Raw genomic sequence first — 22,598 nt, forward strand, 5'->3', positions numbered from 1 at the left:
CACACGCTAGCCCGTGCTAACCCGCGCCCGGACCGAACCGCGTCGCGGAGCCGCCCGGTTCGGCCCCTGGTCCGCCGCCCGGCCACCGCTCGTACCACCGCCGGTCCTCCTCCAGCCGCGCGGCGAGCGAGACGAGGAGCGGCTCGCTGTCCGCGGGGCCGAGGAGCTGCGCGCCCACGGGCAGCGAGCCGTCGACGAACCCGGCGGGGACGTTGACGCCGGGCCAGCCCAGCACGTTCCACGGCCAGGCGTACGGGCACGCGGCGATCATGGCGCGGTCGGTGCCGAAGCCGCCCAGACCGTGCAGGGCGCCGATCCGCGGCGGGGGAGCGGCCGTCGTCGGCGTCAGCAGTACGTCGTACGTCCGGAGGAACGCGCCGATCCGCCGGTGCAGCCGCGCCTCCGCGCGCCGGGCCGCCCGCAGCGGGGCACCACCGAGCAGGCGCCCGAGCCGCGCCGCCGCACGGGTGCGGGGGTCCAGCAGACCGGGGTCCGGCAGCTCGCGGACCCGCTCGGCGATACCGGCGGTGGCGCGCGGCAGGAAGGCCGGCCCGATCTGCCCGTACGGCGGATCGGCCTCCTCGACCTCGTGCCCGAGCGCGGCCAGCCGCTCCGCGAGGGCGACCACCCGGGCCCGTACGCCGGGGTGCAGCCGCGCGGGCAGCGCTGTGAACGGGGGCTTCAGCGACAGCGCGATCCGCAGCCGTCCCGGTTCCCGGCCCACCGCGTCCGACACGCGCACCGCGGGCGGGCGGTGCGGATCGCGTGCGTGGTTGCCGCTCGCCGCGTCCAGGAGCAGCGCGGCGTCCTCGACGGTACGGGCCAGCGTGCCGTTGACCGTGATGCCGTGGAAGGACTCCGGGCGCGGCCAGGTCGAGATCCGGCCGCGCTGCGGTTTGATGCCGACCAGATGGGTCCAGGCCGCGGGGATGCGGACCGAGCCGGCCCCGTCGGAGCCCAGCGCGGCCGGGACCAGGCCCGCCGCGACGGCGGCCGCCGAGCCGCCGGACGAGCCGCCCGGGGTGTGGCCGGTGTGCCAGGGGTTGCGGGTGTCCCCGAAGGCCGGGCCCTCGGTGAAGGGCCACTGCCCCAGCTCGCAGGTGTTGGTCTTGCCGACGATCACGGCCCCGGCCGCCCGCAGCCGGCGCACCGCCTCGCCGTCCCGCGCGGCGGGCGGGAACTCCCCGCGGCAGCCGAAGGCCGTCGGCACCCCCGCCACCTCCATGTCGTCCTTGACCGCCACCGGCACCCCGAGCAGCGGCCGGCATCCGCCCGCCGCCAGCTCCCGGTCGGCGGCGTCGGCCTCGGCGAGCGCGGCCTCGGCGCGCACCAGCCGGAAGGCGTTCAGGGTCCCCCGGGTGGCCTCGATCCCGGCGAGGGCCTCCTCGACGAGCGCCCGCGAGGACACCGCGCCCCCGGCGAGGGCACGGGCGTGTTCCGCGAGGCCCGCGGTACGGCCGGACGTCATACGGACCACCTCCGGGAACACGGTGTCCGCCGAACGGTAGTCTCCGGCGGGCCCCCGCGGTACGGGAAGGGCGGCTTCCCCCGCGGTGGCTGCATCCCCGGCCCGCCCGTGGACGGGCCCCGCGTCCCGGCGCGGTTCCGCGGCCCTGCCTACGCGGCCCGGTACCGCGCCAGCCGCACGAACTCCTCCAGCACCCGGGCCACACCGTCCTCGTCGTTCGACGCGGTGTGGAAGCGGGCGGCCCGCCGGACCTCGGGGTCGGCGTTGGCCATGGCGTACGAGCGACCCACCGCCCTCAGCATGGGCAGGTCGTTGGGCATGTCACCGAACGCGGCGATGTCGTCGGGGCCCAGACCGAGACCGGAGCTCCACGCCGTGAGCGCACTGGCCTTGGTGACGCCCGGGGCGCTGAACTCGACCAGCGACAGTCCCGTGGAGTGCGTGGTCTCGGCGTCGGCGCCCGCGCCGGCCCGTGCCCGCAGGTGGAAGTCGCGCAGCGGCAGCGACGGATGGTGGGCGAGGATCTTCAGGACGGGCCGGGCGGGCTCTTGTGCGAGCAGCTCCTCGGCGGCGCCGATCAGTTCGACCACCGCCTCCCCGTACGACCAGGCGGGGTACGCCTCCTCGTGGCCGAAGTCCTTCTCGTACTCGAAGGCGAAGGACACCCCGGGCGCCGCCGCGCGGACGCGGGCCACCAGCGCGGTGAGCCGGTCCGCCGGAAACGGCGACAGGCGTACGGCCGTGCCGTCGGGCGCGTACACGGCGGCGCCGTTGGCGGTGATCGCGAAGTGGCGTCCTACGGTGTCGTGCAGGGCGCCGAGGCTCCGCGGGGGCCGGCCGGTGACGAGCACGAGGCGGATGCCCGCCGCCTCGGCCGCCGTGAGCGCGGCCGCCGTCCGCCCGGACACGGTCCCGTCGCCGCGCAGCAGCGTTCCGTCCAGATCGGTGGCCACGAGCTTCGGCGCGGTGGCGGGAACGGGCGTCGTCATGGCGGACCGCCACCTTCCGGGGAAGCCCGGCGGCGGCGTGGACGGCCACCGGGCGGGGCGACGTGCCGCGGGGGCCGGAGCTGTCGGCCCCGGCCCCCGCGGCACGGACGGTGTGCACCCTCGACGCGGACCGCGAACCGCAGTCGGCGGCGTGGCGTGGAACGTACCGGGTCAGGCGGCGACGGGCGTGCCGGCCTGGCCCTTGACCTGCTCGATGACCTCGGTGAGCTTCGCGGCGATCTCGGTGTCGTCACCGGGGTGCGTCTCGGCGAAGCGGACGACCGACTCCGGGATGGAGAGCTTGACGTCCTCGAGGACCTTGGCACCGGCGATGCCGGCGGCCTTGCGGGCCTCGTCCTGCGCCCAGACGCCGCCGTACTGGCCGTAGGCGGTGCCGACCACGGCGAGGGGCTTGCCGTTCAGGGCACCGGCGCCGTAGGGACGGGACAGCCAGTCGATGGCGTTCTTCAGGACGGCCGGGATGGTGCCGTTGTACTCGGGCGAGAAGAGCAGCAGGGCGTCGGCGGAGCCGGCGGCCTCGCGCAGCCGGGCGGCGGCGGCCGGGACGTCGCCCTCGACGTCGATGTCCTCGTTGTAGAAGGGGATCTCGGCCAGGCCCTCGAACAGCTCGACCTGCGCGCCCTCGGGCGCGAGCTTGACGGCGGCCTCGGCGAGCTGGCGGTTGTGGGAGCCGGCGCGGAGACTGCCGACGAGCGCGAGGATGCGGACAGACATGGGGAACTCCAAAAAGGTGGCACGAGGGGGGGCGGGAGGAGCAGGGGACCAGGGAAGAACGAGGGGCGAAACAGTGCCGTCACGATCCGGACCGAGGTCCGTTTAAAGTTGTACCAGTCAAACGGACCGCGGTCCAGTTTTCTTCCCCGGCGTTACGCTGTCTTCATGTCCGCCTCCCTGCCGCCCTTCCCCCGACCCCAGGAGCCGACCGACGAGCCCGTCCTCCTGGAGCTGGGTTCCGGAGCGGACGAGCCCTGCCTGCGCGCCGACGCGGCCCGCAACCGCGCCCGGCTGCTGGAAGCGGCCGCGCGCCTGGTCGCGGAGCACGGCGCGGCCGGCGTCACGATGGAGGCGGTGGCCGCCGCGGCCTCGGTCGGCAAGGGGACCGTCTTCCGCCGCTTCGGCGACCGCACCGGCCTGCTGATGGCCCTGCTGGACCACTCCGCCCAGCAGCTCCAGGGCGCCCTGCTCGGCGGTCCGCCGCCGCTGGGCCCCGGCGCGCCACCGGTCGAGCGGCTGCAGGCGTTCGGAACCGCCGTCCTGCGGCAGTACGTCGACCACCTGGAGCTGCAGCTGGCGGCCCAGCCGGAGCCAACCCGCCGCTTCTCCTTCCCGCCCCAGCGGTTCCTCACCGGCCACGTCACCCTGCTGCTGCGGCAGGCGGTGCCGGGCGCCGACGCCCCGCTGCTCGCCCAGGTGCTGATGGGCTACCTCGACCCCGCCCTGATCCACCACCTGACCGAGGAGTGCGGGATGCCGCTGGAGCGCCTGGAGGCGGGCTGGACCGACCTGGTGACACGCGTGACCCGTACGGAACTCCCGCGGTAGAAGGGCCACTTGGGCGGCACCGGGCACGGACCGGCGCCGCCGGACGCCCGGCCGCCACGCCGCCCCCGGCCCCCGGCCCCTCCCCGCCCTCTGCGAGGATGCCGTACGTCATGGTGCAGATACCGAGAACATCCGCCCCTCCGCCGTCCCCGCACCCACCGCGACCGCACCCGTCGCCCCCACAGCACTCCGTGCCGACGAGTGCCGATGTGGCCCGTCTGGCGGGCGTCTCGCGTGCGACCGTCTCCTACGTCCTCAACAACACCAGCGCCGTACGGATCAGCGAGCCCACCCGCCGCCGCGTCCACGAGGCGGCCGAGGAGCTCGGGTACGTGCCGCACGCCGCGGCCCGCAGCCTGCGCGCCGGGCACAGCCGCATGGTCCTGATGCCCGCCCCGGACGTGCCCGTGGGCCCCCTCTACAGCCGCTTCTTCAACGAACTGCAGTGGGCGCTCAGCCGCCTCGAATACACGGTCGTGCAGTACGGCGGCCTCGGCCTCCAGGGCGACGAGGCGGCCCGCGCCTGGGCCGAGCTGCGGCCGGTCGCCGTACTGGCGCCCGGCGGCGGTCTCGGTCCCCGCGGGGTGTCCGTGCTCAAGCGGGCGGGGGCCCGGGCCGTCGTCACCCTGGGGCCCGAACGCGTCGAGGGGGCGCACGCGCTGCTCATGGACCACCACGGGGTCGGCCGGAGCGTCGGCGCGCACCTGCTGGAGCGGGGCTACCGGAGCGTCGGCGCCGTGGTGCCCGAGGACGCCGGACTGCAGATCTTCTCCAGACCCCGGCTCGAAGGCGTACGGCAGGCCCTGGCCGGTACCGGTGCGACGCTGACCGAGGTGCCGCTCGCCTACGACGAGAAGGCCGCGGCCGGCCTCGCGGGGCGCTGGCGCTCCCTGGGCCTGGACGCCGTGTTCGCGTACAACGACGAGTTCGCGATGCTGCTGATGCGGGCGCTGCAGGACGAGGGCATCGGCATACCGGACGAGACGGCCGTGGTGGGCGCCGACGACCTGATGCTCGGCCGGCTGCTGCGGCCGCGGCTGAGCACGGTCCACATCGAGCTGCCGTCGGGGCGGGACCTCGCCGAGCTGGTCGACCGCGCGGTGCGCGAGCCCGGCGCGCCGCCCGAGGCGCACGAGGTGCTGGGCGCGAAGGTCGTGCACCGGGAGTCGAGCTGACGGCGAGGCCGTCGTCCGCGGCCGCGTGGGGGTTGCTCGCGCAGTTCCCCGCGCCCCTTCGGGGCGCCGGTTTCCTGCTGCTACTGCTACTGCTACTGCTACTGCTACTGCTGCTGCTTCGCCTGCTGTTCGGCGACCGACCTGCGGACCTCGTCCATGTCCAGCTTCCTGGCCTGGCCGATGACGTCCTCCAGCGCGGCCTGGGGCAGGGCCCCCGGCTGGGCGAAGACCGCCACCTGGTCGCGGACGATCATCAGCGTCGGGATCGACCGGATGTCGAAGGCCGCGGCCAGCTCGGGCTGTGCCTCCGTGTCCACCTTGGCGAAGACGAGGTCGGGGTTGGCCTCCGCGGCCTTCTCGTAGACCGGGGCGAACTGCCGGCACGGACCGCACCAGGACGCCCAGAAGTCGATCAGGACGAACCCGTTGTCCGTGACCGTCTGGTCGAAGTTCTCCTTGGTGAGCTCAACGGTGCTGCTCATGGGACTGATTCCCTCTTCCTGGGGTCGGTGCTCGGCCGTTGTGCACAACGGTGGCGACCGGCCGCCTATTCCACGCGGGTACCCGTGTGGCCAGGGTCCGCACCACCCACCAGACTGACCCCATGACGGAAACGGAAGACAACGTGTACGACGTCGTGGTGCTGGGGGCGGGGCCGGTGGGGGAGAACGTCGCCGACCGCGCCCGCGCGGCCGGTCTCTCCACCGCGGTGGTGGAGAGCGAGCTGGTCGGCGGCGAGTGCTCGTACTGGGCCTGCATGCCCAGCAAGGCCCTGCTGCGCCCCGTGCTCGCCCGCGCGGACGCCCGCAGGATCCCCGGCCTGCGCCAGGCCGTGCAGGGCCCCCTCGACGCGGCCGCGGTCCTCGCGAACCGCGACTGGTTCACCTCGAACTGGAAGGACGACGGGCAGGTCCGGTGGCTCGAAGGCGTCGGCGTGGACCTCTACCGCGGGCACGGCCGGCTCGACGGGGAGCGCCGGGTCGCGGTCGAGGGCCCCGACGGGGAACGGCACGTCCTGACGGCCCGGCACGCCGTGGCCGTCAGCACCGGCTCCCGCGCCGTACTGCCCGGTCTGCCGGGGATCGACGAGGCCGCGCCCTGGACCAGCCGTGAGGCCACCAGCGCGCAGAGCGTCCCGGGCCGCCTCGTGGTCGTCGGCGGCGGGGTCGTCGGCGTGGAGATGGCCACCGCCTGGCAGGGCCTCGGCTCACGGGTCACGCTCCTCGTGCGCGGCGGGGGCCTGCTGCCCCGTATGGAGCCCTTCGCCGGCGAGCTGGTCGCCGAGGCCCTCACGGAGGCGGGCGCCGACGTACGGACGGGCGTCTCGGTCGAGTCGGTGGCCCGGGAGGGTGCGACGGTCGTGGTCACCACCTCCACCGGTGACCGCATCGAGGCCGACGAGATCCTCTTCGCCACCGGACGCGCCCCGCGCACCGACGACATCGGCCTGGAGACGGTCGGCCTCGCACCCGGTTCCTGGCTGGAGGTCGACGACAGCTGCCGGGTCGCGGGCACCGACTGGCTCTACGGGGTCGGCGACGTCAACCACCGCGCCCTCCTCACCCACCAGGGCAAGTACCAGGCCCGGATCGCGGGCGCCGCCATCGCCGCCCGCGCGGCCGGTGTGCCGATCCTGGAGACCGACGCCTGGGGCGCCCACTCCGCGACCGCCGACCACGCGGCCGTCCCCCAGGTCGTCTTCACCGACCCGGAGGCCGCCTCCGTGGGCCTCTCCCTCGCCGAGGCCGAGCGGGCGGGCCACCGGGTCAGGGCGGTCGACGTGGACCTCTCCTCGGTCGCGGGCGCCGGACTGCACGCCGACGGCTACCGCGGCCGGGCCCGGATGGTGGTGGACCTGGACACCGGGACCCTGCGCGGTGTCACGTTCGTCGGCGCCGGCGTCGGCGAGCTGATCCACGCCGCCACGATCGCCGTCACCGGCGAGGTCCCGGTGGACCGGCTGTGGCACGCGGTCCCGTCCTACCCGACGCTGAGCGAGGTGTGGCTCAGGCTGCTGGAGGCGTACCGCGACGGCAAGTAGTCCCGCCGATTCCCACCGGAGGCCGAAGCCCGCCGGTGGGAATCGGAGGCCGAAGTCCGCCGGCGGGACTCAGAGGCCGAAGCCCAGCTCCTCCGCCGCCCGCGCCGGAGTGGGCTGGGCCCACCACCGCGCCACCGCCTCGCCGGAGGACAGCGAGCGCAGCTCCGCCCGGTCGAGGTAGAGCGTGCCGTCCAGATGGTCCGTCTCGTGCTGGACGATCCGCGCGGGCCAGCCCGTGAACACCTCGTCCACCGGGTTCCCGTGCTCGTCCCGCGCCCGCAGCCGCACCTCGGCGGGCCGGGCCACCACCGCCTGCCAGCCCGGCACGCTCAGACAGCCCTCGAAGAACGCCGCGCGGGCGGTGCCCACGGGCTCGTACACCGGGTTCACCAGGACCCGGAAGGGGAGCGGCACCCGGCCGCGCGCCTCGCGGATCTCGTCCGGGACCGGCGCCGGGTCCTCGATCACCGCGAGCCGCAGCGGGACGCCCACCTGCGGCGCGGCCAGCCCGACGCCCGGCGCCGCGCGCATCGTGTCGCGCAGGGCCACGACGAAGCGATCCAGGAGCGGGGGGTCGAGCTGGCCGTCGAACGGCTCGGCCGCCCGGCGCAGCACCGGGTCGCCGGCGGCCACGATCGGCAGCGGGCCGCCGCGGGAGAGGAGTTCCTCCACCCGGTGGGCGAGGGGCGCGGGGTCATGGAGGGCTGTCATCGCGCCAGCATGCCAAGACCGGCGCCCGGGACGCGAGGCGGCTCCTCCGCGGCGGGCACGGACCCCGGGTACGGCACCGGTCCGGCACCCCCGAGCGCGATGTGACTCACGTCACGGAAATCTCCGGGAACTCAGGGGCCCCTCCCACCGACTACTGCACCGCAACGGCCAGTACGGCCCCGTCGTCCCCTGCCCGACCGGAGAAGCCAGCCGATGTCCACCGCACCCACGACCGAGACGGACGAGTCCCCGAGATCCGTCACCCCCGCCGCCCCCGGACGCAGCGGCTGGGCGCCGCTCCGCCCGCTGGTGCTGCGGCTGCACTTCTACGCGGGAGTGCTCGTCGCCCCCTTCCTGCTCGTCGCCGCCACGACCGGGTTCCTGTACGCGGCGTCGTTCCAGGCCGAGAAGATCATCTACTCGCACGAGACGACCGTCCCCGTCGGCGACGCGAAACTGCCGGTCTCGGAGCAGGTCGCCGCCGCCCGCAAGGCCCACCCGGAGGGCACGGTCGCCGCCGTCCGCCCCTCGCCCGAGGACGACGCGAGCACCAGGGTGATGCTGGCCGGCGTCGACGGCATCGCCGAGACCCACACCCTCGCGGTGTTCGTCGACCCGTACACCGCCGAGGTGCGCGGCGCGCTCGAACAGTACGGCTCCACCGGCGCCCTGCCGCTGCGCACCTGGATCGACGAGTTCCACGCCAACCTGAGGCTCGGTGACGACGGCCGCCTCTACAGCGAACTCGCCGCCAGCTGGCTGTGGGTGATCGCGGGCGGCGGTCTGGTGCTCTGGTTCGGCCGCCGCAGCAGCCGGCGCAAGCTGCGCGGCACCAGTGGCCGCCGCCGCACGCTCGGCCTGCACGGCTCGGTCGGCGCCTGGGCCGCGGTCGGCCTGATCTTCCTCTCGGCGACGGGCCTGACCTGGTCGACGTACGCCGGGGCGAACATCGGCGAGCTGCGCACCCAGCTGCGCCAGGAGACCCCGGCGGTGTCGGCCGCCGCCGGCGGCGAGCACGAGGGCCACGGCGCGGGTTCCGCCGAGGGCGGCGTCGAGCACGGCGTCGGCCTCGACAAGGTACTGGCCGCCGCGCGGGCGAAGGGCCTGGGCGACCCGGTCGAGATCGTGCCGCCCGCCGACGACTCGTCGGCCTACGTCGTCGCCCAGGTCCAGCGCAGCTGGCCCACCAAGCAGGACTCGGTCGCGGTCGACCCGGCGAGCGGCGAGGTGACGGACACCGTGCGCTTCGCCGACTTCCCGGTGCTGGCGAAGCTCACCCGCTGGGGCATCGACGCGCACACCGGCGTCCTCTTCGGCATCGTCAACCAGCTCCTGCTGATGGCCCTCGCCCTCGCCCTGATCCTGCTCATCCTCTGGGGCTACCGCATGTGGTGGCAGCGGGGCCGCGCCTCGGCCTTCGGCCGGCCGATCCCACGCGGCGCCTGGCAGCAGGTCCCCGCCCACGTCCTCGTCCCGCTGATGGCGGGCATCGCCGTCCTCGGGTACTTCGTGCCGCTCCTCGGGATCCCGCTGGCGGCCTTCATCGCGGTGGACGTGATCCTGGGCGAGATCGCCCACCGGCGCGGCAAGCGCACCTACGGACCGGCCGAGCCCGCACAGGAGACCGCGAAGTAGCAGGTCCGGGCCCCGGCGGTGCCGCGTGCGCCGCCGGTGGCCCGCCGGTGGCAGGGGAACCGCCCGGCGGCGAGAATCGTTCCTCGGGGACAGAACGACCCAGAGGAGCCCTTCCTTGTCCGCCAGACCGACGGACCCCCCGGGACACAGTCCCGGACCATCCCGCCCCCTTCTCACCGAACACGAACACGGCATCCGGCGGGGTGGTGTCCGATGAGTGCCGTGCTCGGCCTGCTGGCCGTCCTCCTCCTCACCGCCGGCACCGGCTACTTCGTCGCCCAGGAGTTCGCGTACGTCGCCGCCGACCGCCTCGCCCTCGCACGCGACGCGGCGGCGGGCGACCGCCGGGCCGCCCGCGCCCTGACCGTCCTGGAGCGGCTGTCCTTCATGCTGTCGGGCGCCCAGCTCGGCATCACCGTGACCGGCCTGGTCGTCGGCTTCCTCGCCGAGCCCTCCGTGTCCGCGCTGCTGAGGCCCGTGCTCACCGGCACCGGCCTCCCGGACGGGGCGGTCACCGGCGTCTCCGTGGTCCTCGCCTTCGTCACGGCGACCGTCCTGCAGATGGTCCTCGGCGAGCTGGCCCCCAAGAACCTGGCCCTCGCCGTGCCGGAGCGCCTGGCCAAGTCCCTGGCCGGCTCCACACTGGCGTACCTGAAGGTCGTCGGTCCGGTGGTACGGCTCTTCGACGGCGCCGCGAACCGGCTGCTGCGCCGCGTCGGCATCGAGCCCGTCGAGGAACTGCACCACGGCGCGACCCTCGAAGAGCTAGGCCACCTCATCGGGGAGTCCCACGAGCAGGGGCGCCTGCCCCGCGAGACGGCGGCCCTGCTCGACCACGCGCTGGAGTTCTCCGACCGCACGCTCGACGAGGTGATGGTGCCGCGCGCCGACACCGTGTTCGTCCGCGAGGACGCCACGGCCGCCGAGGCGACCGAGCTGATCGCGAAGCACGGGCACTCCACCTATCCGGTCCTCGGCGACCACCCGGACGACATGGCGGGCGTCCTCGGCGTGCGCGAGCTGATGCGGGCCCGGCCCGGCGCCCGGGCGGGCGAACTGGCCCGCGTGCCCCTGGTGCTCCCCGACACGCTGCCGCTGCCGGACGCGGTCGCCAGGATGCGGGAGCGGGACGACGAGTTCGCGGTCGTCCTCGACGAACACGGCGGCGTGGCGGGCATCGTGACCTACGAGGACATCGCCGAGGAACTCGTCGGCGACATCGCCGACGAGTCCGACACCGTGACCGAGGTGGCCGTCGCCGACGGGGACGGCTGGATCGTCGACGCCCGGCGCCGGCTGGACGAGGTCGCCGGGGCGACCGGCGTCGAGCTGCCCGGGGAGGAGGACTACGACACCGTGGCGGGCCTGATCGTGGACCGGCTCGGCCGCTTCCCGGCGATCGGCGACCGGCTCACCGTCGCACTGCCCGACGGCCGCCGGGCCGTCATCGACGTACGCGCACTGGACCGGCACGTGGCGGAGCGGGTCCGCCTCGCCCTCGGCGAGGAACCGGCCGCCCTCGGGAAGGACCCGGCCGCCCTCGGGAAGGACCCGGCATGAGTTTTCCCATGGCCCTCCTCGTCACCGTGCTGCTGCTCGTCGGCAGCGGGTTCTTCGTCGCGGCCGAGTTCGCGCTGGTCGCCGCCAAGCGCCACCGGATCGAGCAGGCCGCGGCGGCCGGACAGCGGGGCGCCGCGGCCGCCCTGGCCGGAATGCGCGAGCTGTCCCTGATGCTCGCGGGCGCCCAGCTCGGCATCACCGTCTGCACCCTGGGCCTGGGCTCGGTGTCCAAGCCCGCGGTGTCGCACGAACTGGACCCGCTGCTGCACCGGCTGGGACTGCCGGGCGGGCTCAGCTACGGCGTGTCCTTCGCCCTCGCGATGATCGTGGTGGTGTTCCTGCACATGGTGCTGGGCGAGATGGCGCCCAAGTCCTGGGCGATCGCCCACCCCGAGCGCTCCGCGATGCTCCTCACCCCGCCCTTCCGCGCCGTCATCCGGCTCGTACGGCCGCTGATCGTGCTGCTCGACCGGGTGAGCAACGCGCTGGTGCGGCTCTGCCGGGTGACCCCGCGCGACGAGCTGGCCCCGGTCCACGACCGGGAGCAGCTCACGCACCTGGTGGCGGAGTCGGAGCGGCTGGGTCTGATCAGCGGGGCGGACTCCCGGCTGCTCACCAGCTCGCTGACCACACCGCTGCAACCGGTCCGCGACCTCCAGGTGCCCGCGGGGCGGATCGCGTCGGTGGCGCCGGAGGCGGGTGTCGAGACGGTGCTGCGGGTGGCGGGCGACAGCGGCCGGACCCGGCTGCTGGTGCGGGACGGCGGGACGGTGCTGGGTTCGGTGCACGCCCGCGACGCGCTCATCGCCCGCTCGCGGGGCCGTGCCGTGAGCGCGCGGGACCTGGCCCGGCCGGTGCCGGAACTCGCCCCCGGCGACACGCTCGCGCACGCCGTCGAGCAGCTCAGGCAGCACCGGGCCTCGCTCGCCGTGGTCCGGGACGAGGACGGCGGGCTGACCGGCCTGGTCAGCCTGGACGACCTGCTGGCCCGGCTGGTGGAGCCGCGGGCGGCGGCGTAGGGAAGGGCCGGGTCCCCGCCGCACGGCGGGGACCCGGCCCTGACGCACCTCGCGCCTGACGCACCTCACGGTGGAACATGCCTCACAGCGAGGCGAAATCCCCCGCCAGCGCCGAGGCCAGACGCAGGTGCGGCTCGGCCTCCTCGGCGCGGCCCTGGCGCTGGAGGGTGCGGCCGAGCATGAGGTGGGCGTAGTGCTCCACCGGGTCGCGCTCGACCAGTACGCGCAACTGGGCCTCCGCCCGGCCCAGCTGGGCCGAGTGGTAGTAGGCGCGGGCCAGCAGCAGGCGGGGGCCCGTCTCCTGCGGCACCTCCTCCACCAGGCTGCCGAGGACGCGCGCCGAAGCGGCGTAGTCCCTGGCGTCGAAGAACATCCGGGCGCGCTCCCAGCGCTCCGCGGCCGTCCCGTGGTCGTAGTACGTCGTGTCCACGTCTGACCTCCTTCGACGGGCAGAACCGCCCGGCTTTGTTGAATATTCCACAACCAGGTCACGGTCCGCGGAGGAAGGCCGGGGGAGGGTATGACGGACGCTCTCCCGCGGGTCTAGGTTGGTCGGCATGAGCAATCTCGATCGCGAGGCCGTCCCCTCGCTGTGCGGCGGCCGTGGCTTCGTGGTGGCGGAGCCGGTGCGTGAACTCCTCACCCCCCGCCGCGTCAGGCTCGGCGAGTCCAGCGAGGTCCGGCGGCTGCTGCCCAACCTGGGCCGGCGCATGGTGGGCGCGTGGTGCTTCGTCGACCACTACGGCCCCGACGACATCGCCGAGGAGCCCGGCATGCAGGTGCCACCGCACCCGCACATCGGTCTGCAGACCGTCAGCTGGCTGCACGAGGGCGAGGTGCTGCACCGTGACTCCACGGGCAGCCTGCAGACGATCCGCCCCCGTGAGCTGGGCCTGATGACCTCCGGCCGGGCCATCAGCCACTCCGAGGAGAGTCCCAGGTCGCACGCCCGCTTCCTGCACGGCGCGCAGTTGTGGGTCGCCCTGCCCGACAGCGACCGCCACACCGAACCGCGTTTCGAGCACCACGGCGGGCTGCCCGTCGTGACGGCCCCCGGACTGCGGGCCACGGTCGTCCTGGGCGGCGTCGACGGGGCGGTCTCGCCCGGCACGACGTACACGCCGATCGTCGGCGCCGACCTGGCGCTGGACCGGGGGGCCGACGTACGCCTGCCGCTGGAGCGGGACTTCGAGTACGCCGTGCTGTCCATGTCCGGCGAGGCATACGTGGACGGGGTGCCGCTGCTGCCGGGATCCATGCTCTACCTGGGCTGCGGCCGCACCGAACTGCCGCTGCGTGCCGGGTCCGACGCCGGCCTCATGCTGCTCGGCGGCGAGCCGTTCGAGGAGGAGCTGGTGATGTGGTGGAACTTCATCGGGCGGTCCCAGGCGGACATCGAGCAGGCCCGGACGGACTGGATGGACAGCTCGCGCTTCGGCGAGGTCAAGGGTTACGACGGTGACCGGCTCCCTGCGCCGGACCTGCCGCCCGTACCGCTGAAACCGCGGGGACGGGTGCGCTGAACAGTACGAACACCGCGGTGCTCGCCGGCCTCGGCCCCTCCCCGGCGTCCACCTGCACGACCCACGCTGTGGCCGGGCGCCCGGTGCCCGGCGCCGGCTACCCGGCCGGCCGACCTTACCGGGACCGGTTCGGGACCGGTGATCCCGCCGTCCACAACGATGCGGATGGGTGTGCCCCGCTCGGCGACTGCCCTGGTCACGAGGCCCTTTCGGGGTCCGGTCGGCGGACGTCGTCGGAAGACTCTGCGCCCCTTGAGCCCTCCCGTCGAGCCGGGGCACGCGGGCACCAATGCTTCCGGTGCAGTCCTTCCACCCGCCCTGCTTCCGGGCCCCCGGGCGCCCCTTCCCCCGGGAACCCTCCCGTACGACGGAAGATCCGGAACCCGGTGCGCCGGACGCTTCCGGCGAAAGTCGGGAACGGGCGGCACACCGTAAGGCGACGGCATCAGTGAGCAGTGAGCAGTGAGGAGTCACCGTGAACGTGGGCACACCCGAAGGCGTCGGCGGGGACGGTGGGCCGAGTGCTCGTGCTTCCGGGGACAGGGACGGGGACGAGAGCGGGAGCGGGGACGGTCCGGGCAGGACGGGGGCCCTGGCGGGGACGCTGGCGGCGGCGGAGTCGGCGGCGCCGGTGGAGTCCCTCGATGTCGTCGCACGCATGCTCAAGGAGCGGCTGGGGGCCGCGGCGGTGTCGTTCCTGATCACCGACTTCGCCGGCGGTTCGGTGGTACGGCTGGGGACGGCCGGCAGCGTCGACACCGGTGAGGTTGCCCGGCGCATCCCACTGCGGGGCACCCTGTACGACGACGTGATCCGCACCCAGCGGCCGAGTGTGGAGGACGAGGGCGAGGACGCGCTGGTGCGGGTGGTCGCCCCGGTGACCAACCGGGGCGACGCCATCGGCCTTCTGGAGCTGTTCCTGCCCTCCGTGCCCGGCGCGCGGGTGATGCGGGAGGTCGGTGAGAGCGCGCATGCGCTGGCCTACATCGTCATCGCCAACCGCTCCTACACCGACGTGTACCAGTGGGGCCGGCGCACTCTCCCGCTGAGCCTGGCCGCGGAGATCCAGCACCGTCTGCTGCCGGCGTCGCTGGCCTGCGAGGCGGCCCAGTTCGCGGTCGCCGGGGCACTGGAGCCGGCCGACCATGTCGGGGGTGACACCTTCGACTACGTGATCGACCGGGACACCGTCCAGCTCTCCGTCACCGACGCCATGGGCCACGACGTCTCCGCCGCGCTTCTGGCCACCCTCCTGGTGAGCGCGCTGCGCCGGGCGCGGCGCGCCGGGGCCTGCCTCGCCGACCAGGCACACCAGGCAGACCGGGCCGTGCGCGAACACGGGGGCCAGGGTTACGTCACCGGCCAGCTCCTGCGCATCAGCCTGACCGACGGCACGAGCGAGTTCGTCAACGCCGGACACCCCTGGCCCCTGCGCATGCGCGAGGGCCGGGTGCAGGAGATGACCCCGGAGGTCGACATGCCCTTCGGTCTGCACGTCCCGCACGCCTACCGGGTCCAGTCGCTGGACCTGCGCCCGGGTGACCGCCTGGTGATGCTCACCGACGGCATGCTCGAAGGCGACGCCGACGGCCTGGACCTCCCCGGCCTCATCGCGCGCACCCGCGCCCTGCACCCCCGTGAGGCCGCCCGCGCCCTGATCGCGGCGATCGTCGACGCCCACCGCGGTCACCTGCAGGACGACGCGACCGTCATGTGCCTGGACTGGCACGGCACCGGTCACTCCCGGAGGTGCGCAGACACGGGCGCCGACCTCACCGACGCCTCCGACCGAGTACGGCCGCACTGAGGGTCCGCCCCGGACGGGGCGGCGCCCACGGCCGGTGGGGCGGCGCCGCGGGCACGGCCGCGCCTGATCCGCCGGCCGCGGCTTCGGCGGCGATCGCGTCCGCGGGGCCGCGACGGACCCGGCCCGTCACATGTTCCACATGTGGCCGCGTGGCGTGTGCGGTTCGCGCCACGTCCTGGGCGGGACCCAGTGACCGGTGTCGAGGAAACGCTCGACGGTGTCCCTCCAGGGACGGAAGTCGATCCTCTGCCGGTCGAGCCATTCGTCGCTGTAGTAGGTGTCGAGGTAGCGCTCGCCGGAGTCGCAGAGCACGGTGACGACGGTGGCGCCCTCACGGTGCCGGGACGGCCCGCCCAGGACCTTCAGGGCTCCGTACAGTCCGGTGCCGGTGGAGCCTCCGGGGGCGATGCCGAGCCGCTCCCCGACGACCCGCATGGTGGCGATCGAAGCGGCGTCCGGGACCCGGATCATGCGGTTGACCAGAGGGAAGAGGAACGAGGGCTCGACCTTGGGGCGGCCGATGCCCTCGATGCGGGAGCCTTTCGCCGTGACCGTGCGGTCGTTGTCGCGCCAGCCGGGGAAGAAGGCGCTGTTCTCGGGGTCCGTGACGCACACCCGCACCCGGTGGCCGGTGTAGCGCGCGTACCGGGCCAGTGAGGCCGCCGTCCCGCCGGTGCCCGCGCCCATGACGAACCAGTCGGGGTCGGCCTGGTGGAGGATCTCGCCCGCCATCCCGTGATCACCGCGCCAGTCGTAGGCGCGCTCCGCGTAGGTGAACTGGTCCATGAAGTGCCCGCGGCGGGCTCGGGCTTCGCTCCGGGCCCGCTCCGAGATGGTCGCGCCGGTCGCCTCGACGATCTCGCCACCGAGGTCCAGGACCGCCTGCTTCTTCTCCGCCGTGGTGCCGGAGGGCATGACGGCGACGAAGTCGATCCCCAGCAGTTTGCTGAACCACGCCTCGGAGATGGCCGTCGATCCGCTGGACGCCTCCACGACCGGGCTGTTGCGCGTCAGCCACCCGTTGGCCAGGGCGTTGAGGAACAGCGCCTGGGCCAGCCGGTGCTTGTGACTGCCCGAAGGGTGCACCGACTCGTTCTTCACCAGCAGCCGCGAACCGCGCAGCCGTGCGGGCAGCTCCAGCTCCAGCATCGGCGTCGGCTCGTACGGCAGCGCCCTGATCCGCCGGACGCAGTCGTTCACCCAGCCGCGCTCGTCCGGATAACGGTCCGACAGGTCCTCCTGCCGGCCGACGTCCCCGTGCCGGCCGACGTCCTCGGTCCGCACGGAGCGGCCCGCCCCGCCGACGGCCCCGCCCGCGACGGAACCGCCCGCCGCCAGAGCCGTTTCCGCAGCCGTGGCAGCAGCGGCCGCGGCAGCCGCCCCCGCACCGGAAAGCAGCACCGCACGCCGTGACACACCCATCCGACGACCTCCGCACATCCCGCCTGTACCGCCCGGGCCGGGCGACGGGCCTTGTCTAACAGCCCACCCGTACCGGAGGGCGCGGGCCCGGGAGCGAACACGCGCGGACCACCTGCGCGGTCCAACACCTCATACAATGCGTCGGCCGGATCGTCGCCACGGCGCACGCGCAGGACGCCTTTCCCGAAAGGCCGCTCACGGGTCCCCTGCGCGGAGTCCGTCACAGGTGCGGGCCGGGGCGCGGTGCGGCGGGCAGGACGCTGCCGGGCGTGTGCGCGGCGCGCAGGACCAGGGCGTCGTGGCGGTGGGCCGCGATGAGCTGCAGTCCCACGGGCAGGCCGTTCTCGTCCAGACCGCAGGGCAGTGTCGCGGCGGGCTGCTGGGTGAGGTTGAAGGGGTGGGTGAAGGGTGTCCAGCTCGTCCAGTCGGTGTGCTGCGACCGTGGTGGCACCTCTGTGCCGGCGTCGAAGGCCGTCAGCGGCAGGGTGGGCGTGACGAGCAGGTCGTAGGAGGTGTGGAAGCGGCCCATGGAGTGGCCGAGGGTCGTACGGATCCGCTCCGCCTCCAGGTGGTCCAGCGCGCTGATGCGTGTGCCCCGCTCGGCCGCGGCCCGGAGCCCCGGGTCGAGGAGTTCGCGTTCGTCCCGGTCCAGATGGCGTGTCGCGTGTGCCGACGCGGCGCACCACAGGGTGCGGAAGGCGTCCGAGGGGTCGGGAATGCCGGGAGCGGCCTCTGTGACGTGCGCACCGAGACCGGCCAGGTGGTCCACCGCGGCGCGTACTGCGGCGGCGACCGCGGAAGCGACCTGTCCCCGGCCGCCGAGCGAGGGCGCGTAAGCGATCCGCAGCCCTTCGATTCCCCGTTCCAGGCGCTCCGCCGTGGACGGCATGGGACCGATCTGGGAGCCGTCGCGCCAGTCCTGGCCGCTGATCGCGTCGAGGAGCAGGGCGGCGTCCGCCGCGTCACGGGCCATGGGCCCCAGGTGCGCGAGGGTGCCGTAGGGGCTGTGCGGGTGGATCGGCACCCTGCCGTAGGTGGGCTTGAACCCGAAGACGCCGCAGAACGACGCGGGGATGCGGATCGGTCCGCCCGCGTCCGTGCCCACGGACAGCGGCCCCGCGCCGAGCGCGACGGCCGCGGCCGAGCCGCCGCTGGAGCCGCCCGAGGTGCGGGTGGGGTCGTGGGGATTGCGGGTGACGCCGGTCAGGGGCGAATCGGTGACCGGCTTCCAGCCGAACTCCGAGGTCGTGGTCTTGCCCACCAGCACCGCCCCGTGGGCCCGCAGCCGGCTCACGCACGGAGCGTCCTCCTCCCACGCGTCCGAGTGGGGCGACACGGTCCTCGAACCGCGCAGGGTGGGCTCCCGGCCTGGAGCAGGAGGTCCTTCACCGAAACGGGCACCCCGTCGAGCAGCCCCTGCGGCTCACCGCGCCGCCAGCGCTCCGTGGAGGCCGCCGCCATGTCGAGGGCCTCCTGGGCGTCCACCCGCACGAACGCGTTCACCACCGGCTGGATCACGTCGATCCGCTCCAGCACCGCACGGGTCGCCTCGACAGGTGAGAAGTCACCGCGCGCGTAGCCCGACAGCAGGTCGCGGGCTGTCAGGCCGGTCAGCGGTGAGGGCGTGGTCACAGGGTGAGGGTTACCACCTTCCGCCGCCCTCCATACCCGCCCACCTGCGGCTGGGCCGCATGGAGGTGTGCGCACCCCGCCGAAGCCCCTCGTCCGCCCGGGCCCGCCGGACGGACCGCTCCCCGCCTGCCGGGAGGCGACCGGATGTCCGCGGGAGGCACCGGTCCCGGCGCAGGACGCCCCGGGGAGCGGTCAGACGGTTTCACCCGGGCGCGCGGTGACTTCGGAGAGGTGACCGGTGGCGACGTCGAGGACGAAGCCCCGTACGGAGCCGGTGTGCGGCACGAAGGGGTTCACGGTGATGCGTCGGACGGACTGCCGTACCTCGGCTTCCAGGTCGGTGAAAGCCTCCGCCGACCAGGGTGGCCGAATTTCCGTTTCCTTTTCGATCTGCTGCTTGAATTCATCGTCCGTGAACGTCATCATGCCGCAGTCGGTGTGGTGGATGAGAATGATTTCGCGTGTTCCCAGCAGGCGCTGGCTGATCGCCAGCGAGCGGATCGCGTCGTCGGTCACGGCGCCCCCGGCGTTACGGATCACATGTGCCTCACCTGGGGCGAGGCCGAGGACGTCGTAGACGTTCAGGCGCGCGTCCATGCAGGCCACCACCGCGAGGTGCCGGGAGGGGGCCAGGGGCAGCGGCCCGTCGAAGGCGACCGCGTGCGTGGCGTTGTTGCGCAGGTACTCATCCGTCACGGACATGGGTGTTCCTCGCTTCTGCTGGAGACCGACCCCGGAAAGATAGCGGCAGGAAATTCGAACAGCGAAGTCCGGTCGAGGAGTTTTCATGCGGCCGAAACAAGCCGAAACAAGCAGGCGATCATCACGGAAATGGTTGTCCCACCTTCAAAAGGCGACCCCCGGAAGCGCCGGTGCCTACCGGCCGGCCGGGGCGGGGTACCCGGTCCGGGAGCCGGCCGTGCGGCGGGTCAGCAGGCGCAGGCAGGCCACCGGGCGGTCGCGTACCGGGCGGCGGGTGACCGCTGCGCCCCGGGCCGTCACCGATTCCAGGCGCTGGTGGTGCAGGTCCAGGACGAAGCGCATCAGCCGCCGGTGCTCCTCGGGGCAGTGGTCCAGCAGTACGCGGGCCTCCCGGAGCGTGGCGTCCGCGGTCCGCGCGGTGGCCTCGACCAGGGCCCGTACGCCGGGCAGGTCGCGGCCCCGTTCGAGGTCCTCGCGCGTGACGCCGTACCGCTCCAGGTCGCTCACGGGCAGGTACAGGCGTCCGCCGCGCAGGTCCTCCGCGAGGTCGGTCAGGATGTCCGTCCGCTGGGCCGCGTCGGCGAACAGCCGGCAGCCCGCCGCGAACTCGGCGCTGCCGCCGCCCTGGTGGGCCAGTCCCGAGGTGATCATCAGGAACGGCCAGGTCAGCCGCTCCACGTACCGCTGGTAGTCCGCCTCGGTGGCGAAGCCGGGGAAGTCGAGGTCGATCCGCGCGCCGTCCAGGTACGCGTCGACCCAGTGGCGCGGCAGCCCGCGGTCGGCCGCGGTGTGCAGGAAGGCGCGCAGCAGCGGGTGTCCGGTGCTTCCCGAGTCCAGGGCCGCCCGCACCCGCGCGTCCCACGCGTCGTAGCGCCGGGTGCGCTCCCGGACCGTGCCGCGGTCGCAGACGTCGTCGGTGAACGACGCGAACGCGTACCCGGCCAGCGCGTGGGGCTGGTGGGGCGCGGGCACCATCAGGCGCACCGCCAGATAGCCGGCCGGCTCCCGCCGCCGCATGAACCGCGCGGCCTTCGTGTAGTCGTCGCGCAGCACGCCCCGGTTCACCCCGGCCGCCTCCAGGCTCTTCCGCCAGGTCCGCACGTGTCTCTCCCCTGCCACCGCCGCCCCGCACCGCCCGTGCCGGAGCGACGCACGGTATCAGCCGCGTGATCTTCGGCGGACGGCGGGTGCGGGGCGGTCACCGCCTCCTGCGCAGGGTGAACGCGGCGCCCGCGGTGATCAGCAGACCCGCCGCGCCGCCCGCGACGAGCGGCAGGGCCGGGGCCCGGTCGCCCCCGCCGGAGCCGGGGGAGGCCGCCTCGCCGGGTGTGCCGGACAGTGTCTGCGCCGGCCGGGCGGGCGTGCTCGCGGCCCCGGCCGGGGACTCCGGCGCAGCGGGAGCGGCGGTGGTCCCCGCGGCGGCGGACCTCGCCGGCTCCGGCGTGGGCGCCGGTGCCGCGGAACCGGTGGCCCCGGCACTCCTCCCCGCGGCGGGGAAGACCACGTCGGAGCACGAGTAGTAGGTGTCCGGCGTGCTCGTGTTCTGCCAGACCGTGTAGATCAGGTGGCGTCCGGTGCGGTCGGACGGCAGCTCGGCCCGGATCCGGTAGGCGCCGTCCACCAGTTCCGGGTCGGTGGCCGTCGCGAACGGCTCGGACGGCAGGTCGGACCAGGTGAGCGGCTTCGCCGGGTCGTAGCCGTCCTTCGTGAGGAACAGTCTGAACGTGCCGGTGTGCGGGATCGTCGACCGGTACGTGAGCGTCAGGCCGGCCCCGGGGGCCAGCCGGGTCGAGGGCCAGTCGGCGCGGGGCAGGTCGAGGCCGCGGTAGGCGGCGAGGCCCCCGCTGCACAGTCTGCCGTCGGGGACGGCCTGCCGGTCCCGGCCGTTCACCCCCGCCAGCCGCAGGTTGTCGAAGGCGGCGACGCCCGAGGCCACGGCGGCCCGGCAGGCCGCCGACTGCGCGAGCCGGCCGCCGGCGGGGGAGCAGGCGACCGCCCGGCTGACCGGATCCGTCGGCGCCCCGTGCGCGGCGGCGGGCCCCGCGGCCCCCACCGCGAGCAGGAGCAGCGGGACCGCTCCGGCGAGGGCGGCGGCGCGGCGTGCGTTCGTCATGGGCGGCATTCCTCCTGGCGCGGCGGGCGGGGGGAACCCGCTGCCACTGAAGTACGGGGGAGCGGCGCGGACCGTTCAACTCCCGCACGGCGGGACCGGCCGGGGAGGCCCCCTCGGCGGGTATCCGTCGACGAGACCCGCCTGCGGGTCCTGTCGGCGGGAACCCGCTGACGGGACCCGCTGACGTGACGCCTCCGTGACGTCGGTGACCGTACTGGTGCGGTGGGCCGCCTTCCCCGCGCGGGAGGGTCCCGGTACACGTTTTTCATGAAGGACAACGGGGGAGACCACCGGACCAGGTGGCAGAGAACACGCGAGACGATCGAGGGCGCGGGCACGGACCCGAGGCCCACGGGGCTCATCGACACGGTGGAGCCCGAACACCTTCAGGACTACACGCAGTTCAGCAAGGTCTACCCGAAGCAGCAGCTGCACCTCCAGTACCTCCACGGAGCCGCGCAGCGCGCCTTCGAGACGGAGACCCGCCGGTCGCTGAAGGTCACGGTGGAGTGCGTCCTGCGCAACGTCCTGCGGGACCAGCGGCTGTACGACGCGCCGGGCGACCAGGACCTGGGCGCGTACCTGGACCGGGAGATCGACGGCATCCGCGCCCGCCTCGGGCAGGACGACGCGGTGGCCGTCAGCCGCGGCCTCAACCTGGGGCTCGGCCTCGGCGCGCTGTTCAGCGTGCTGCTGCTGGGACTGCCGCTCCTCGCCGGGGTGCGGCTGCTCGGCCTGGCCGGCATCACGCTCAACTGCACCGACCGCTGGAGCCTGATGGGCGCCTTCGTCTGCGGGGGCGTCGGCGCGTTCGGCTCGACGCTCAGCGTCCTGCTGCGGGTCCGCAGCAGCGAGGAGGTGGCACGCCGGCAGACCAACGGGCACCAGGGCGCCGTCGTCCCGGCCCAGGCGTCCCGCAGCATGCGGCACGAAGGCGTCTACCGGGTGTTCGTCGGCTGGATCCTCGCCCTGTCCGTCTACTTCCTGCTCAGCACCGGCTGGGTCACGGTCATCGACATACCGTCCGCCACCGGCGAGATCTGCGCCGCGGACGCCGCCGCCGCGGCGAAGGGCACCGCCTTCTGGGGGTTCTGGTGCGCGGTCGGCTTCCTGGCCGGCTTCAACGAGCGCTGGGCCTTCGGACTCCTCGACCGGCCCGGCCACCGGACGGGGAAGGCGGGCCCGCCGGACCGGCGCCGGACGTCGGCCACCGAGTCGAACTCCGGCTGACCCGGCTC

19 protein-coding genes and 1 pseudogene are annotated in these 22,598 nt (G+C 74.3%); 9 read left to right on the forward strand and 11 right to left on the reverse strand.

Annotation, left to right across the window (positions count from 1 at the left end):
* Window positions 1-16 precede the first annotated feature (16 nt).
* The 3 genes from KM933_RS27320 to KM933_RS27330 form a co-directional block, all read right to left on the reverse strand.
* A complete protein-coding gene (locus tag KM933_RS27320) occupies window positions 17-1,468 on the reverse strand; it encodes an amidase (RefSeq protein ID WP_221356874.1) in 1,452 nt (483 codons plus the stop codon).
* 149 nt (window positions 1,469-1,617) lie between these two features.
* Window positions 1,618-2,457 carry an HAD family hydrolase gene (locus tag KM933_RS27325; protein ID WP_221356886.1) on the reverse strand — a complete coding sequence of 280 codons (840 nt, stop codon included), beginning with the start codon at window positions 2,455-2,457 and terminating at the stop codon, window positions 1,618-1,620.
* A gap of 171 nt (window positions 2,458-2,628) precedes the next feature.
* The gene (locus tag KM933_RS27330; RefSeq protein ID WP_221356887.1) at window positions 2,629-3,192 is read right to left on the reverse strand and encodes an NAD(P)H-dependent oxidoreductase; all 564 of its coding nucleotides are present in this window, start codon (window positions 3,190-3,192) and stop codon (window positions 2,629-2,631) included.
* A gap of 165 nt (window positions 3,193-3,357) precedes the next feature.
* Here KM933_RS27330 and KM933_RS27335 point away from each other — a divergent pair, with 165 nt between their 5' ends.
* Window positions 3,358-4,020: a TetR/AcrR family transcriptional regulator gene (locus KM933_RS27335; protein ID WP_221356895.1), complete on the forward strand. Its 663-nt coding sequence runs from the start codon at window positions 3,358-3,360 to the stop codon at window positions 4,018-4,020.
* A gap of 98 nt (window positions 4,021-4,118) precedes the next feature.
* Window positions 4,119-5,195: a LacI family DNA-binding transcriptional regulator gene (locus KM933_RS27340; protein WP_221356904.1), complete on the forward strand. Its 1,077-nt coding sequence runs from the start codon at window positions 4,119-4,121 to the stop codon at window positions 5,193-5,195.
* A gap of 104 nt (window positions 5,196-5,299) precedes the next feature.
* Here KM933_RS27340 and trxA read toward each other — a convergent pair whose 3' ends face one another.
* Window positions 5,300-5,677: a thioredoxin gene (gene trxA / locus KM933_RS27345; RefSeq protein ID WP_221356906.1), complete on the reverse strand. Its 378-nt coding sequence runs from the start codon at window positions 5,675-5,677 to the stop codon at window positions 5,300-5,302.
* Window positions 5,678-5,799: 122 nt separating this feature from the next.
* On the opposite strand from trxA, the gene KM933_RS27350 reads away from it, so the two are divergent.
* The gene (locus KM933_RS27350) at window positions 5,800-7,236 is read left to right on the forward strand and encodes a dihydrolipoyl dehydrogenase family protein (protein ID WP_221356909.1); all 1,437 of its coding nucleotides are present in this window, start codon (window positions 5,800-5,802) and stop codon (window positions 7,234-7,236) included.
* Between the two features lie 69 nt (window positions 7,237-7,305).
* Here KM933_RS27350 and KM933_RS27355 read toward each other — a convergent pair whose 3' ends face one another.
* A complete protein-coding gene (locus KM933_RS27355; RefSeq protein WP_221356911.1) occupies window positions 7,306-7,947 on the reverse strand; it encodes a peptide deformylase in 642 nt (213 codons plus the stop codon).
* Between the two features lie 213 nt (window positions 7,948-8,160).
* On the opposite strand from KM933_RS27355, the gene KM933_RS27360 reads away from it, so the two are divergent.
* From KM933_RS27360 to KM933_RS27370, 3 genes are all read left to right on the forward strand, one after another.
* Window positions 8,161-9,582, forward strand: coding sequence for a PepSY-associated TM helix domain-containing protein (locus tag KM933_RS27360; protein WP_221356913.1), 1,422 nt, complete (start codon window positions 8,161-8,163; stop codon window positions 9,580-9,582).
* 213 nt (window positions 9,583-9,795) lie between these two features.
* Window positions 9,796-11,142, forward strand: a complete 1,347-nt coding sequence (locus tag KM933_RS27365) for a hemolysin family protein (RefSeq protein WP_221356915.1) — start codon at window positions 9,796-9,798, stop codon at window positions 11,140-11,142.
* Window positions 11,139-12,161 carry a hemolysin family protein gene (locus tag KM933_RS27370; RefSeq protein ID WP_221356917.1) on the forward strand — a complete coding sequence of 341 codons (1,023 nt, stop codon included), beginning with the start codon at window positions 11,139-11,141 and terminating at the stop codon, window positions 12,159-12,161. The genes KM933_RS27365 and KM933_RS27370 overlap by 4 nt, the downstream gene beginning before the upstream one ends.
* Before the next feature lie 82 nt (window positions 12,162-12,243).
* Here the strand turns inward: KM933_RS27370 and KM933_RS27375 are convergent, their stop codons facing one another.
* Entirely contained in the window at window positions 12,244-12,591 is a 348-nt protein-coding gene (locus KM933_RS27375) for a tetratricopeptide repeat protein (RefSeq protein ID WP_221356918.1), read from the reverse strand.
* A 127-nt stretch (window positions 12,592-12,718) separates the two neighbouring features.
* On the opposite strand from KM933_RS27375, the gene KM933_RS27380 reads away from it, so the two are divergent.
* Together KM933_RS27380 and KM933_RS27385 are read left to right on the forward strand one after the other, a co-directional pair.
* Window positions 12,719-13,684 (forward strand): pirin family protein, encoded by a 966-nt coding sequence (locus KM933_RS27380; protein ID WP_221356920.1) that lies wholly within the window; start codon window positions 12,719-12,721, stop codon window positions 13,682-13,684.
* 631 nt (window positions 13,685-14,315) lie between these two features.
* On the forward strand, window positions 14,316-15,491 hold the full coding sequence (locus KM933_RS27385; RefSeq protein ID WP_221356922.1) for a PP2C family protein-serine/threonine phosphatase: 1,176 nt from the start codon (window positions 14,316-14,318) through the stop codon (window positions 15,489-15,491).
* Between the two features lie 126 nt (window positions 15,492-15,617).
* On the opposite strand, the gene KM933_RS27390 is transcribed toward KM933_RS27385, so the two are convergent.
* From KM933_RS27390 to KM933_RS27410, 5 genes and pseudogenes are all read right to left on the reverse strand, one after another.
* Window positions 15,618-16,913, reverse strand: a complete 1,296-nt coding sequence (locus tag KM933_RS27390) for a PLP-dependent cysteine synthase family protein (protein WP_221356924.1) — start codon at window positions 16,911-16,913, stop codon at window positions 15,618-15,620.
* 220 nt (window positions 16,914-17,133) lie between these two features.
* Window positions 17,134-18,545: pseudogene (locus KM933_RS27395) on the reverse strand (amidase).
* 192 nt (window positions 18,546-18,737) lie between these two features.
* On the reverse strand, window positions 18,738-19,247 hold the full coding sequence (locus KM933_RS27400) for a beta-class carbonic anhydrase (RefSeq protein WP_221356926.1): 510 nt from the start codon (window positions 19,245-19,247) through the stop codon (window positions 18,738-18,740).
* A 174-nt stretch (window positions 19,248-19,421) separates the two neighbouring features.
* Window positions 19,422-20,348: a squalene/phytoene synthase family protein gene (locus KM933_RS27405; RefSeq protein WP_221356928.1), complete on the reverse strand. Its 927-nt coding sequence runs from the start codon at window positions 20,346-20,348 to the stop codon at window positions 19,422-19,424.
* 97 nt (window positions 20,349-20,445) lie between these two features.
* Entirely contained in the window at window positions 20,446-21,360 is a 915-nt protein-coding gene (locus tag KM933_RS27410; protein WP_221356939.1) for a lytic polysaccharide monooxygenase, read from the reverse strand.
* A gap of 267 nt (window positions 21,361-21,627) precedes the next feature.
* On the opposite strand from KM933_RS27410, the gene KM933_RS27415 reads away from it, so the two are divergent.
* Window positions 21,628-22,590, forward strand: a complete 963-nt coding sequence (locus KM933_RS27415) for a hypothetical protein (RefSeq protein ID WP_221356941.1) — start codon at window positions 21,628-21,630, stop codon at window positions 22,588-22,590.
* Window positions 22,591-22,598 lie beyond the last annotated feature (8 nt).

Source organism: Streptomyces beigongshangae (assembly GCF_019710745.1).
In the GTDB taxonomy this organism is placed as follows: domain Bacteria; phylum Actinomycetota; class Actinomycetes; order Streptomycetales; family Streptomycetaceae; genus Streptomyces; species Streptomyces beigongshangae.